Origin of the sequence: Streptomyces atratus (genome assembly GCF_040655115.1) — a bacterium.
Lineage (GTDB): Bacteria > Actinomycetota > Actinomycetes > Streptomycetales > Streptomycetaceae > Streptomyces > Streptomyces atratus_D.
Window position 1 is genome coordinate 1 of the sequence record NZ_JBFAJH010000052.1, and the last position, 12897, is coordinate 12897.

Here is a 12897-nt window from a genome sequence, read left to right on the forward strand (position 1 = left end):
TCCTGCATCGAACGCGGCACCCGCCGTGACGACACTCTCGCCAACGCCTACCGCGACTGGCTAACCGCCGCTTGACAGCCAATAGGAGCATCAACTGGGAATTGACCGTCTATGGGTTCCTCCGCTGTGGTGTGGGGGAAGCTCCTATAGATCGTCAAGCGGTCTGTTGGAGCGGTTTGGTGGCGTGGGTCACATGGGGTAGATGCCGGTAGATCTCGCGGGCGACGAACCGTTTCAGGCACCGGACGATGTCCTTCTTGACCATGCCTTCGGCGGTGCGTCGAGCGACGTACTCCTGGGTGCGCTGGTCGTACTTCATGCGGACCAGGACGATGGTGTGCAGGGCGTTGTTGGCCGCTCGGTCGCCGCCGCGGTTGAGGCGGTGGCGGTTGGTGCGGCCGGAGGAGGCCGGGACCGGGGCGGCCCCGCAGAGGTGCGCGAAGGACGCTTCGGAGCGAAGCCGGTCTGAGTTGTCACCCGCGCTGGTCAGCAGCTGGCCGCCGGTCTCGGGGCCGACGCCCGGCAGGGCGACCAGCCTCGGGGCGGCCTGGGTGACCAGCGGCCCGATCTCCTTGTCCGCGTCCTTGATCTCCTCGTCAAGTTGCTGGTAGCGACGGGCGAGCCGCCGCAGCGCGGTCTTCACCGCGCAGGTGGGGTCGTCGAGTTCGCCGGTGAGGCGGGAGCAGGCCAAGGTGTCGACCAATTCCCGCGCGGAGAGCCCCCGCAGCTTGTCCCGCACGGTGGACGGAGCGGTGACGATGAGGGTGCGGATCTGGTTGATGGTCTGGGTGCGGGCCTTGACGGCGCTCTTGCGGACCACCCGCAGGGCCCGGATCGCCTCCACGATCCCGTTGCGGGCCTTGGGTGTTCCTCCGGCCCGGCCGGACAGGACTGCGGTCGCGGCTCCGTAGGCGTCGATCGGGTCGGACTTTCCGTTTTCCCGCCTCGCCTTGCGGTCCGGCCGGTCCACCTCGACCACCGTGACCTCGTTCGCCGTGAGGAAGCGGGCGATCTCGGCTCCATAGGCGCCGGTCCCCTCGACCCCGACGGCAAGGACCTCACCGTGGGACCGGAGCCAGTCCAGCAGCCGCTGGTATACCTCCGGCGTCGTCTCGAACTGCTCGGTGGCCAAGTGCCGGCCGATGCTGTCGATGACCGCGGCCTGGTGGAGGTCGGTGTGGGTGTCGATCCCGCCGACCACCGCTATCTCGTCTGCCATGCTGTTGTGCGCTGCCCTTCCAACGTGCACCGGTGGGAGGGCACGGGCCGGTCGGGCAGACGGACAAGACAGTGATGGGACCTCTGGCCAGGCTCCCATTAGGTCACAGACGCCCGACCGGCCACGTGCCGGACGGCATCGCCCGGCAGGCCGACGATTCCCCAGAAGGACAACCGAAGCGTCAGTCAGGCGGAGAGTCAGACCTCCGGGCGATGCCATGGTCAATCCTCACTGTCAGGCGGTCAGCTCCTGGGCCAGGGCGCGCAGCCCCGCCGCCGCGAGCGGGGGCACGGCGTCGCCGACCGTTTCGAATCCGCGGCCGACGGTCATCCCGGCCTGGTGGCGGGCGTGGATGCCTTCGGCGATCACGGCGATTTTGAAGTAGCCGAGGCCGAGGTAGAAGGCAAGCCGTCCCAGATCCCGCCCGGAGAAGCGGGCGTAGCGTTCGGCGAGGTCGCGGGGGGAGGGCAGCCGGTTGCTGGTGGAGGCGGCGGAGCCGCCCAGTACCGGGTCGAACGCGGGGTCGCGGTAGACCAACGTCAAACCGAGGTCGGCGAGCGGGTCGCCGATGGTGGCCATCTCCCAGTCGACGAGTGCACGGAGCGTTCCCGGATTGTCCGGGGCGAGGATGGCGTTGTCGATGCGGTAGTCGCCGTGGACGATGGCTGCGCCGCTTTCGGCGGGCACCCGGGCGGCGAGGCGCTGGTGGAGGGTGTCGATGTCGGGCAGGTCGCGGGTGGCCACGCGTTCCCACTGGTCGCGCCACCGGTGGACCTGTCGGTTCAGGTAGCCCTCGGGCCGGCCGAAGCCGGTGAGCCCGACCTCCTCGTACGGTACGGCGTGCAGCCGTGCGAGCACGTCGACCAGGGCGTCGGCGCAGTGGTCGATGTCCGTCTGGGACAGGGCGTGGAGGTCGTCGTGGGTGCGCAGCACCGTGCCCGCCACGTGGGAGACGACGCAGAACGGCGCGCCGAGCACACTGGGGTCCTCGCACAGCGCCGCCGTCCGGGCGACTGGCATGCCGGTGCCCTGCAGCGCGGCGACGATCCGGTACTCGCGCCCCACGTCGTGCGCGGACGGTGTCAGGACCCCGAGTGGGGGGCGGCGCACGACCCAGCGGGACCGGCCGTCGGTGACCAGGTAGGTCAGGTTGGAACGGCCTCCGTGCAGGAGCTCGGCCCGCAGTGGGCCGGCGGTTTCCGGCACATGGGCCTCGAAGTACTGCTGCAGGGCCGCCAGGTCCAGGCCCTGGGGACTCGTTGCCTCGGCGGTCACGGCTGCGCTCCCGCGGTCCGGCCGTCCAGGTGACGTCGGACCACCCGGCGGGCGATCGCCCAGCGGTGGGTCTCGGAGGGGCCGTCGTAGATGCGGAACGGGCGCACCTCGCGCAGGAAGCGGGAGAGCAGGATGTCCCCGGAGATGCCCAGTGCGCCGCAGATCTGCAGCGACCGGTCGACGACGCGCCATACCGCCTCGGCGGTGAATGTCTTGGCGATCGCGGTGGACTGCGCCCCGGAGCGGCCCCGGTCCAGCTCCCGGCAGGCCTGCAGGATCAGTCCGCGCGAGGCGGCGACGTCGATCTCGTTGTCGGCGATCATCTGCTGGATCATGCCGAGTTCCGCGAGTCGGGAGCCGAACAGCTGCCGGTCGGCGGCGCGGGCCACCGCGATGTCCTGGGCGCGGCGGGCGATGCCCAGCCAGCGCATGCAGTGCGTCATCCGGGCGGGGCCGAGCCGGACCTGCGCGTACTCGAAGCCCTTGTCGACCTCGCCGAGCACCGCCTCGTCCGGCACGACGCAGCCGTCGAAGAGCACCTCGCAGTGTCCGCCGAAGAAGGCCTCGTCCAGGGTGTCGATGTGCCGCACGATCTTCATCCCGGGGTTGTCGGCGTCGACCAGGAACATCGTCGCCCCGCCCCGGGTCCCCGGTTCACCGGAGGTACGGGCCATGCAGATCGCGTATGCCGAGCCGTCCGCGCCGGTGATGAACCACTTGCGGCCGTCGATCCGCCAGCCCCCGGGCACTTTCTCGGCGCGGGTCGTCAGCGCCGAGGGGTCCGATCCGGCGCCGGGCGCCGGCTCGGTCATCGCGAAGCACGACCGGACACGCCCCTCGGCGAGTGGGCGCAGGTAGCGCTCCTTCTGTTCCGGGGTAGCGATCGTCTCCAGCATGTGCATGTTGCCTTCGTCGGGGGCCGCGATGTTCAGGGCGAGCGGACCGAACAGCGAGTAGCCGGCCTCCTCGAACACCAGGGCACGGCCACGCATGTCCAGACCATGGCCGCCGTATTCGGGGGAGACGTGCGGGGCGAAGACTCCGGCCCTGCGGGCGGCCTCCTGCAGGTGCGTCCGCAGCGCCTCCCCTCCGGTGGCGGAGACGCCTCGGTGTTCTTCCTCGGCCGGGATCACCGCCTCGCGGACGAATTCCGCCGTACGGCGGGCGAGTTCCACGACCTCGGGGCTTTGGTCTGGGTTCACAGGCAACGGTGCCTCCTGAAGTCGGGCGGGTGCGTGCGCCGTGCACCCTCGGCCTAGCTAATAGACATTAGCCACATGACAGCGGGCGGTGGCTCTGGTTGTCAAGGTCAGGGCGCATCCCTCAGGGGTCGGGCGCGAGAATCGGCTAACATGCTCTAGCCCGTGCCTCCAGCTCACATCGAGGAGCCGTCCGTGTCGCAGCCCAGTGCGCGTCGAGATGCCGTTGCGGGCGGGGCCGGTGACAGCGTGGCGGGCGTCCCCCCGCGCGCCCAGGCGATCCGGGCCGCCGCCCTGGAGTTGTTCACGCAGCGCGGTTACCAGGCCACCACCATGGCCGACATCGGTGCCGCCGTCGGTATTCGTGGACCGAGCCTGTACAAGCACGTCAGTTCCAAGCAGGAGCTGCTCGCGCAGATCATGATCGGCACGATGGACGCGCTGCTCGCCGCCCACCGGACGGCCGTCGCCGGGGCCGCAGGCGTCGCCGAACGACTCAGGCGTGCCACCGAGGCGCATGTCCGCTACCACGCACGGCACCGACTCGAGGCGTTCGTCGGGAACCGGGAGATCCGCAGTCTCGAGGAACCGCACAGCACCGCGGTCCTGGACCGGCGCGACGCGTACGAGAAGGGCTTTCGTGAGTTGGTCGAGGCCGGGGTCGCCGCAGGACGCTTCCATGTCGCATCGGCCCGACTGGCCTCGTACGCGATCCTGGATCTGGGCATGGGCGTGGCCGTCTGGTATCGCGAGGACGGTGAGCTGACGGAGGACCAGATCGTGTACCAGTACAGTGACTTCGCCCTCCTTCTGGTGGGTGCGTCGTAGCCTGATCCGGCAGCCCGCCTCTCGTGGCGGCGATCCGCGTCCTGAATCGTGCGCACACAGGGATCGGGGGCGGACCTGGGCGCGCGGCGCGCTGCCCCCTATGAGCTGGTCGTCCTCGCGTTGTGGCTCGCCACGTGGGATGCCGGTCTCCACGCGGGGCCAGTAGAGGTGGAAGTCCACGACTCGGGCCTGTTTCTCGGTGCAGCGCCGGAGTTTGCCGAAGCCGTTCATCCAGCGTGAATGCGCTCCACCCCCACCTCTTTCCGGCCTGGATCGGGGCGGGGACGCCCTTGCGGGCGATCTCGCCGGTCAGCTCCGACTCCCCGAGTGCGGCACGGGTCTTGTCGCTGTCGTAGCCGCGGTCCAGGTGGACGTTGGTCCGCTCGGGGAGCCCGCCGACCTGCTCGTCGGCGGCCTTCAGGGTGGGCACGAGCAGGGGCGAGTCGTGGCGGTTGGCCCCGGCCGCGACGATGCCGAGCGGGACGCCGGTGGCCTCGGTGACGACTGAGCGTTTCAGGCCCTGCTTGCCCCGGTCCACCGGGGAACGTCCGGCAGCCTCGCCGCCGCACGGGGCCTTGGCGATGCGGCCGTCCACGGACAGCTCGTCGAGCTCCAGGCCGATCACCCGGTCGTACGCCCGCAGGGCCGTGCGTGCATATGAACTCGACGTCGAAATCGACTATGCTCGTGGGTGCATGGTCCACCCGTCATCACCGGAGAGCAGGGAAGCAGCATGACCGACAGCAGTGACCCGGGCGAGCCCGAGCCCGCCGTACGTCTGCCCGCCACGGCCCGTGGGCGGCGACGTCGGCAGGCCCTTCTGGACGCGGCTCGGCAAGTCTTCGCGCGCGACGGCTTCGCGGACGCGCGGATCACCGACATCGCCGACACCGCGAAGGCGGCGCACGGGTCCTTCTACACGTACTTCGACTCCAAGGAGGAAATCTTCGTCACGCTCCTGCGTGAGCTGGAGGACGAACTGCGCAGCCCCGGGCCCCGTCACGTGCAGCAGGAGGAGGACGAGGGGCCCGACCGGCTGGAGCCCTACGAGCAGATCCTGCGGGCCAATCACGCCTATCTCGAGGCGTACCGGAAGAACCACGCGATCATGGTCGTGTGGGAGCAGGTCGCGACACTCAACGCGAGTGTCGAGGCGCTGCGACGGGAGGCCGGCGACCGGTTCGTCCAGCGGATCGAGCGCGGCATCCGCTACTGGCAGGAGCGGGGCACCACCGACCCGGAGATCGACCCGTCGTACGCTGCGATGGCCCTCAGCGGGATGGTGAGCAACTTCGCGTACCGCTGGTCTGCGCAGAACGCCGATTACGAGCTGGAGAAGGCCGCGCGGCAGCTCTCCCTGCTGTGGGCCAACTCGCTGGGTGTGAGGGTGCCCGGACCAGCCCCGGAACGGGACTGATCCGCGGGGCCGGCCGGGCACCGGTCAGTCCCGCGGGGCTTCGGGGTCCTCGGTGAAGCGCAACCACAGCGAGGCCGGGCCGTGGAAGAGGAAGCTCGGCCGGTACGGCGGCGGGTACTCGTGGCCGGGGGCGAGCTCGATCCGGGAGAACCGCCGGGTCATCTCCTCCAGGGCGATCTTCATCTCCTGGCGGGCGAGCGGAGCCCCGATGCACAGGTGGGCTCCCCAGCCGAAGGTCATGTGCCGGGTCGTCTGCTCCTCGTCGAGGTCCACCAGCCCGGCCTTCGGCCCGTACCCCGAGGGGTCGTGGTTGGCGCCGGCGAAGCTGATCCAGACGAAGTCGCCCTCCTTGACGACCTCGTCACCGACCTCGATGTCGGCCGTCGCACGCCGGAAGATACCCAGTGCCGGGCCGGCGGTGCGCAGCACCCCCTCGATGTAGTTCGGGATCTTCTCCGGCTCGCGGCGGAGCCTGTCGTAGGTCTCCGGGTGGGTGGCGAGATCCTCCAGCATGCGCGACATTGCCGCGTCACTGGTGTCCGCGCCGCCGACGACGAGGAGCTGGTAGACCATCATCAGGTCGTCCCGGCTCATCCTCTCCCGGCTCTTCTCGTTCTCGTGCACCACCATCGACGTCAGGTCGTCGGTGGGGTTGGCCATCCGGTCCTCGGCGGCGGCGTGGAAGTAGTCGTCGAAGTCGAAACGGGTCTGCGAGAGCTTGCGGACGTCGTCGTCGGTGAGCCCCTCGGTGGCGATCATCGAGTTCAGGTCGGTGACCCAGCCGCGGAGCTTCTTGTGGTCCGTCTCCGGCAGGCCGAGGACCGCGGAGATCACCGCCATCGGGTAGGGCTCAGCGAAGACCTCGACGAACTCGACCTCCTCCTTGCGCGCGGCCAGGTCGTCGATCAGGCCGCGCGCGATGCGCCGCATGTTGTCGGCGTTGCGACGGACCGCTGTCGGGGTCAGGGCGCGGTTGATGATGCGCCGGTGCCGGGTGTGCACGGGCGGGTCGGAGAACAGCAGGACGCGTCGGGCGCCCTCTCCGTAGCCTTCGATCCGGTGCTTGGTCTCCGGCTTCTCCCGGGCCAGCTCGATCATCCGGGTCCAGATCGTGTCGGCCTTCTCGCCTATGCACTGCTCGGCGGAGAACTCCTTGTTGTTGTCGAGGACTCGAGTGGCCAGTTCATGGCTCGACACGACCCAGAAGTTGCCGTCGGCGTACCAGGAGATCGGCGCTTCTTCACGGGCGGTGCTGAAGTGTTCGAACGGACACCGCAGGGCCTCCTTGTCGAACTCGAAGACCGGTGCGTACGGGGGCTTGCTCGGCTGCGGGGGCGTCGAAGTGGTCACGGAAAACCCTCTCCTTCGGACGGGGAATGCGGTGCGGGATGGCCGGCCGGAGCCCGGACGGGACCGGTCCCGGCCGAGCGGGGCTTCAGGCCCGGACGAGCTGTCCGCCGTCGACCGGGACGGAGATGCCGGTGATGTAGCGGGCTTCCTCGGAGGCCAGCCACAGCACGGCGTTGCTGACGTCGACGGGCTCCAGCCAGGCGATGTCCAGCACGGTGAGGTGCTTGTAGATCGCCGCGATGTCCTCCTCGCTGGGGTTCGGGTTGTCCGGCATGAACTGCTTGAACAGTGTGGGGTTCATCGACATGTCGGTGTTGATGAGGCCCGGGTTCACGGTGTTGACCCGGATGTTGTGCGGGCCCAGCTCCTGGGACAGGGTCTGCATCAGGCCGATGATCCCGTGCTTGGTGGCCGAGTAGTGGCCCATGCCCGGGAAGCCGCGGAGGCCCGCGACCGAGCTGACCAGCACGACCGAACCGCCCCGGCCCTGCTCGATCAGCTGGGGAACGGTGGCCTTGATGGTGTTCCAGGTGCCGGTGAGGTTCGTGTCCACAACCGCCTGCCACTGCTCCGCGGAGAGTTCCCAGGCGTGCCCGACGGTGGAGATCCCGGCGTTCGCGACCACGATGTCCAGGCCGCCGAGCGTGTCGACCGCCTCCGCGACGAGTCCCTGCAGGGCCTCGAGGTCACGGATGTCGGCGTGGGAGGTGAGGACGCGGCGGCCCTGTTTCTTCACCAGTTCCGCCGTCTCGGCGAGGTCGTCGGCAGTCCCCATGGGGTACTTGACGTCGTCCTTCTGCTTGCAGAAGTCCAGGGCGATGATGTCCGCGCCCTCCTCGGCCAGGCGCAGGCAGTGCGACCGGCCCATCCCCTTCGCGGCTCCGGTGACCAGAGCGACTTTGTTCGGAACGCGTGCCATGGTGCTCTCCTCTTCGAGAGGTGTGGGATGGGCCACACCGTAAGACAACACGAACTCGACGACAAGTTCATGTAGCAGTTGAAGTTGACGTCGAGTGTGTCTAGGGTTCGGCGCACGACGATGATCGGACGCAAGGGAGGCCGGCATGGCGCCGGGGAACGCGGGCACGGCCACCGCGGTGTACACAGGGCTGCGGGTGATCGACCTGACACAGGGCATCGCGGGCGCCCTCACCACCATGCTGCTGGGGGACGCGGGGGCGGAGGTGATCCGGATCGACACCCCGGACGACCCGTTCGCGGGCCTGTCGGGCTACCGCGTCTGGCACCGGGGCAAGCGGCGCGCCGCCTTCGACCTGGACGACCCCGCCGACCTCGCGGACGTGCGGGCCCTCGTTGCCGGGGCGGACGTGCTCGTCGAATCGTTTGAGCAGGCGCCGGACAGCCTGGATCCCGCCTCGCTCCGGGCGGCGAACCCCCGCCTGGTGCACTGTTCGATCACGGGATACGGCCAGGCCGCCGCGCACCGGGGCCGCCCCGCCGTGGACGCCCTCGTGGCTGCTCGTACGGGCCTGCACTGGGAAGTCCGCGGGGTGCCCGGCACCACGATCGGTGCGCTGTCCGGCTGGGAGGACCCGCTGGCGGACCTCCCGGTGGACCCGGCCACCGCGGTGGGCCCCGACCGCCCGGGGCCGATGTTCACGGGTATCCCCTGGGCCAGCAACGCCGCCGGATACCTCGCGACGATCGCGGTCACCGCCGCACTGCGTGCCCGCGAGCAGTCGGGGCGGGGGCGCCACGTGGCCACCTCGCTGCTGCAGGGCGCCATCTGCGCGAGCAGCATCGCCTGGCAGCGGGCGCAGCACCCGGAATGCGAGAGCTACCTCGGGTGGACCACGGACCCCCGCGCACCCAAGGGCTTCTACCGCGCCGCGGACGGTCGGTGGTTCCAGCAATGGGTGCAGTTGCCGGGATTCATGCTCGGGGTCACCGGTGAGGACGAACCCGCACTGCCCGCCCACGGCACCTCGCCCAAGGACGCGGAGCTGCGGATCTCGACCGACTACTCGGACATGGTGCTGCTGCACCACTTCCATCCGCTCATGGCCGAGGCCGCCACGCGCTATCCGGCCGCCGCCTGGGAACGCGTCGCCGAGCGGGCGGGCGTCCCGCTCGAGATCGTGCGTTCCCCCGAGGAGGCGCTGCTCGACGACGCCCTGCTCATCGACGGCTGTGTCGTGGAACTTCCGGACCCCGAGCACGGCCGGGTCCGCATGGTCGGCGGCGTGGTCAGGCTCGCGGACTGCCCCTCCGAGATCAGCCGCGGCCTCGCGGAGCCGGGCACGGACTCCGACTGGGCCAGGGACGAGGCCGCCCGCGGCCGCACCGCCGATGTGCCGGCGCCAGCCGCCACCGACGGGGCCCCGGCGGCGGCCCCCCTGGCGGGGATCCGCGTCCTGGACCTCGGACTGGCGATCGCCGGGCCCTACGGCGCGCAACTGCTGGCCGACCTCGGTGCCGACGTCATCAAGGTGAACGCGAAGCACGACGACTTCTGGATGCGCACCCAGTACTCCCACATGTCCAACCGGGGCAAGCGCGGCCTGGCCATCGACCTGAAGAGCGACGAGGGACTCGCCGTCTTTCACGATCTGGTGCGCAGCGCTGACGTCGTGCACCACAACATGCGCGACGCCGCCGCCCGCCGGCTGGGGATCGACTACGCGTCGCTGCGCGAGATCAACCCCCGGCTCGTCTACTGCCACACCCGCGGCTACGAGCACGGCGCACGCGACACCAAACCCGCCAACGACCAGACGGCCGCCGCCCTGTGCGGTACCGAGTGGGTCGACGGAGCCGTGGACAGCGACGGTACCCCGATCTGGCCGTCCATCTCGCTGGGCGACACGGGCAACGGTCTGCTCTCCGCCATCGCCGTGCTGGAGGCCCTCTACCACCGGGACCGCACGGGCCGCGGCCAGTTCGTGGAGACCTCCATCGCGTACGCCCACCTGCTCAACGCCTCCAGCGCCTGGGTCACCGCCGACGGGGAAACCCGGGGGGAGCGTCCCGTGGTCGACGCACAGAGCTGGGGCGTCGACGCCCTGCACCGCATCTACCCGGCGCGCGAGGGCTGGCTCTGCCTCACGGTGCTGACCGAACAACACTGGCAGGGGCTGCGCGCGGCGGTACCGGGCCTGGACGACCTCCGGTTCGCCACGGCGGCCGACCGCCGGAAGCACGACGAACAGCTCGCGGCGGTACTGACGGAACAATTCGTCGGAGCCGACCCGGACACCTGGTGCGCGGCCCTGGACCGCCACGGCGTCCCCGCGGAGGTGTGCGCCGCCGCGCCCGGCACCGTGCTGTTCGACGACCCGGACCTGAAGGAACGCGGGCTGATGGTGGCGTACAGGCATCCCGTGCTCGGGGAGATGGAGATGGCCGGGCGGCTGTTCGACGTGGAGGGCGGACGGGCCTCGGGGCCGGCCCCGGTGCTGGGCCAGCACACGCACGAGATCCTCGCCGAACTCGGCATGTCCGAGGCGGACATCACCGGACTCGTCGAGCGGGGAGTCGTCGTCGACGGAGCGGGGGCACGGGTATGAGCGGCACGCACACCACCTCCGACTACGCCCCCTACCGCGACCGCTGCGCCATCGCCGGAATCGGGCAGACCGCCTACACCAAACGGTCGGGCGTCAGTGAACTCTCCCTCGCCGTGGAGGCCTGCACCGCCGCGCTCGCGGACGCGGGCATCCCCGTGTACGAGGTCGACGGGATCATCCGCAACGACTTCGACCTGGTCAGCCACAACGAACTGGCCGACGCGCTGGGCATCCCGAACCTCACCTACTGGGGCATCAACGGTGCTGGCGGGGCGGCGGCACCGGCCCAGGTCGCCCAGGCCGTCGCGGCGATCGAGAGCGGCCAGGCCTCCACCGTGCTGGTCTTCCGCGCCCTCAACGGCCGCTCCGGCGCCGACCGCTACGGCCAGTCGCGACGGGACACCGACGGCCCGCCGCGGGTCGGCGGGTCCAGCAGCTATGACGAATACTTCCTGCCCCACGGCCTGGCCGCGGCGGGACAGGCCTACGCGATGGTCGCCCGCCGACACATGATCGAGTACGGGACGACCCCGGAACAGCTCGCGCACATCGCCCTGACCTGCCGCGAGCGGGCGAACGCCAACCCGCGGGCACAGATGCACGGGCGGCCGATGACCATGGCCGACTACGAGGCCGCCCGGATGATCTCCGATCCGCTGCGGCTGTTCGACTACTGCCTGGAGACCGACGGCGCGTGCGCCCTCGTCGTCACTCGCACCGAACGGGCCCGGGACGGCCGCAGCCCGACCGTGCTGATCCGGGCCGTGGCCATGGGAACTGGCCCCGCGCCCAAGGGCGGAGTCATCTTCCCCGTACTGTTCCGCGACACCTTCACGACCTTCCCGTCTGCCGCGGTGGCTCACACCCTGTACCGCAGGGCGGGCCTGGGACCGGAGGACATCCAGGTCGCGCAGTTGTACGACTGCTTCACCATCACCGCGCTGATCCAGCTCGAGGACTACGGATTCTGCGCGAAGGGCGAAGGGGGCCCCTTCGCCGCGAGCGGGGCCCTCGGACCGCAGGGCGCGCTGCCGATCAACACCGGCGGCGGCCATCTGTCGGAGGGCTACATCCACGGACTTAACCACGTGGTCGAGGGCGTACGGCAGATGCGCGGGGAGTCCACCACCCAGATCAAGGACAGCGATGTCTGCCTCGTCACCGGGGGATCGCCCCCGGCCTCGAGCGCACTGATCCTCAGGAGGGACGCATGAGCCCCGGCCCGGACGCCACCGTGCTGCCCGTACCGCGAACCGACGACCCGGACTCCGCCGAGTTCTGGGCCGGCGCCGCGCAGGGCCGTCTGATGGTCGCCCTCGGCATCGACGGCACCCCGGTCCACCCGCCGCGCGCCAGTGGAGCGAACACCCCAGTCCGGTGGGTCGAGGCAGCGGGCACCGCCGTCCTGCACACCTGGACGGTGGTACGGCACACCGTCGACCCCGCCTTCCCGGCCCCGTACACGGTCGTTCTCGTGGCACTGACCGACCACCCTCAGGTCAGGTTCGCCGGGCACCTGCCCGGCACCCTCGAACTGCGCCCCGGCGCCCCGATGCGCGTGCGCTTCGAGGACCGCGACGGCGTCGCCGTCCCCCAGTGGACCCTCCTCTGAACTCCCCCCTCGCACACCGATCACCTCTCACCGATCACTCGAAGGGAACCACCATGGCCGAGACCACCGAGGACAAGCTCGCCGTCGTCGACCGACTCGTCGCCGCCTTCAACGGCCCCGACTACGACGAACTGTCCCGCATCCTCGCCGACGACATCGTCTTCAGCCACAAGAACAAGGGGATGGAGGGCACCGGCAAGGAGCAACTCCTGTCCAACATCCGGATGATGTACGACGCCTTCCCCGGCCGCACCATCAGCGCGACCCAGCGGTACGCCATCCAGGGCGACGTCGTCTTCCGCGAGGCGACGTGGGGCGGCACCGCCGCAGTGGACGTCCCCGGCTTCGCGAAGGCGGGGGAGGCGGCCCACCTCGACACCATGACCGTCTTCGTGATCCGGGGCGGCCGAATCCACGAGTGGAGCGACTTCGGCTGAGTCCGGGTCACCGTCATCGGCAGCGTCTACGGA

General features: G+C 70.2%; 11 protein-coding genes and 1 pseudogene. 6 read left to right on the forward strand and 6 right to left on the reverse strand.

Features of this window, described 5'->3' with window-relative positions; translation table 11 throughout:
- Window positions 1-154 precede the first annotated feature (154 nt).
- The 3 genes from AB0I23_RS34160 to AB0I23_RS34170 all read right to left on the reverse strand — a co-directional run bounded on the left by AB0I23_RS34160 (window position 155) and on the right by AB0I23_RS34170 (window position 3702).
- Window positions 155-1219 (reverse strand): IS110 family transposase, encoded by a 1065-nt coding sequence (locus AB0I23_RS34160; RefSeq protein WP_359115368.1) that lies wholly within the window; start codon window positions 1217-1219, stop codon window positions 155-157.
- Between the two features lie 234 nt (window positions 1220-1453).
- Window positions 1454-2494, reverse strand: a complete 1041-nt coding sequence (locus AB0I23_RS34165) for a phosphotransferase family protein (protein WP_359115371.1) — start codon at window positions 2492-2494, stop codon at window positions 1454-1456.
- The gene (locus AB0I23_RS34170; RefSeq protein ID WP_359115374.1) at window positions 2491-3702 is read right to left on the reverse strand and encodes an acyl-CoA dehydrogenase family protein; all 1212 of its coding nucleotides are present in this window, start codon (window positions 3700-3702) and stop codon (window positions 2491-2493) included. Before AB0I23_RS34170 ends, AB0I23_RS34165 begins: the two co-directional genes overlap by 4 nt.
- 186 nt (window positions 3703-3888) lie before the next feature.
- Between AB0I23_RS34170 and AB0I23_RS34175 the strand changes: the two genes are divergently transcribed.
- A complete protein-coding gene (locus AB0I23_RS34175; protein WP_359115377.1) occupies window positions 3889-4521 on the forward strand; it encodes a TetR/AcrR family transcriptional regulator in 633 nt (210 codons plus the stop codon).
- 162 nt (window positions 4522-4683) lie between these two features.
- Here AB0I23_RS34175 and AB0I23_RS34180 read toward each other — a convergent pair.
- Window positions 4684-5167: pseudogene (locus AB0I23_RS34180) on the reverse strand (transposase); the annotation flags it as partial.
- An 87-nt stretch (window positions 5168-5254) separates the two neighbouring features.
- On the opposite strand from AB0I23_RS34180, the gene AB0I23_RS34185 reads away from it, so the two are divergent.
- Entirely contained in the window at window positions 5255-5938 is a 684-nt protein-coding gene (locus tag AB0I23_RS34185; protein ID WP_359115380.1) for a TetR/AcrR family transcriptional regulator, read from the forward strand.
- A gap of 24 nt (window positions 5939-5962) precedes the next feature.
- On the opposite strand, the gene AB0I23_RS34190 is transcribed toward AB0I23_RS34185, so the two are convergent.
- Both AB0I23_RS34190 and AB0I23_RS34195 read right to left on the reverse strand, forming a co-directional pair.
- Complete coding sequence (locus AB0I23_RS34190) at window positions 5963-7288, reverse strand: cytochrome P450 (RefSeq protein ID WP_359115383.1); 1326 nt, start codon at window positions 7286-7288, stop codon at window positions 5963-5965.
- Between the two features lie 85 nt (window positions 7289-7373).
- Window positions 7374-8207, reverse strand: coding sequence for a mycofactocin-coupled SDR family oxidoreductase (locus AB0I23_RS34195; RefSeq protein ID WP_359115386.1), 834 nt, complete (start codon window positions 8205-8207; stop codon window positions 7374-7376).
- Window positions 8208-8352: 145 nt separating this feature from the next.
- Here AB0I23_RS34195 and AB0I23_RS34200 point away from each other — a divergent pair, with 145 nt between their 5' ends.
- The 4 genes from AB0I23_RS34200 to AB0I23_RS34215 are packed head-to-tail and all read left to right on the forward strand — an operon-like array spanning window position 8353 to window position 12864.
- Window positions 8353-10815: a CaiB/BaiF CoA-transferase family protein gene (locus AB0I23_RS34200; RefSeq protein WP_359115389.1), complete on the forward strand. Its 2463-nt coding sequence runs from the start codon at window positions 8353-8355 to the stop codon at window positions 10813-10815.
- Complete coding sequence (locus AB0I23_RS34205; RefSeq protein ID WP_359115391.1) at window positions 10812-12029, forward strand: thiolase C-terminal domain-containing protein; 1218 nt, start codon at window positions 10812-10814, stop codon at window positions 12027-12029. The genes AB0I23_RS34200 and AB0I23_RS34205 overlap by 4 nt, the downstream gene beginning before the upstream one ends.
- Complete coding sequence (locus AB0I23_RS34210; protein ID WP_359115393.1) at window positions 12026-12427, forward strand: Zn-ribbon domain-containing OB-fold protein; 402 nt, start codon at window positions 12026-12028, stop codon at window positions 12425-12427. The genes AB0I23_RS34205 and AB0I23_RS34210 overlap by 4 nt, the downstream gene beginning before the upstream one ends.
- Window positions 12428-12480: 53 nt before the next feature.
- Window positions 12481-12864, forward strand: coding sequence for a nuclear transport factor 2 family protein (locus tag AB0I23_RS34215; protein WP_359115395.1), 384 nt, complete (start codon window positions 12481-12483; stop codon window positions 12862-12864).
- Window positions 12865-12897 lie beyond the last annotated feature (33 nt).

Coding starts and splice junctions, on each gene's coding strand:
- AB0I23_RS34160 (WP_359115368.1), bottom strand. CDS start 1,219: ATGGCAGACGAGATAGCGGTGGTCGGCGGGATCGACACCCACACCGAC.
- AB0I23_RS34185 (WP_359115380.1), top strand. CDS start 5,255: ATGACCGACAGCAGTGACCCGGGCGAGCCCGAGCCCGCCGTACGTCTG.
- AB0I23_RS34195 (WP_359115386.1), bottom strand. CDS start 8,207: ATGGCACGCGTTCCGAACAAAGTCGCTCTGGTCACCGGAGCCGCGAAG.
- AB0I23_RS34200 (WP_359115389.1), top strand. CDS start 8,353: ATGGCGCCGGGGAACGCGGGCACGGCCACCGCGGTGTACACAGGGCTG.
- AB0I23_RS34205 (WP_359115391.1), top strand. CDS start 10,812: ATGAGCGGCACGCACACCACCTCCGACTACGCCCCCTACCGCGACCGC.
- AB0I23_RS34210 (WP_359115393.1), top strand. CDS start 12,026: ATGAGCCCCGGCCCGGACGCCACCGTGCTGCCCGTACCGCGAACCGAC.
- AB0I23_RS34215 (WP_359115395.1), top strand. CDS start 12,481: ATGGCCGAGACCACCGAGGACAAGCTCGCCGTCGTCGACCGACTCGTC.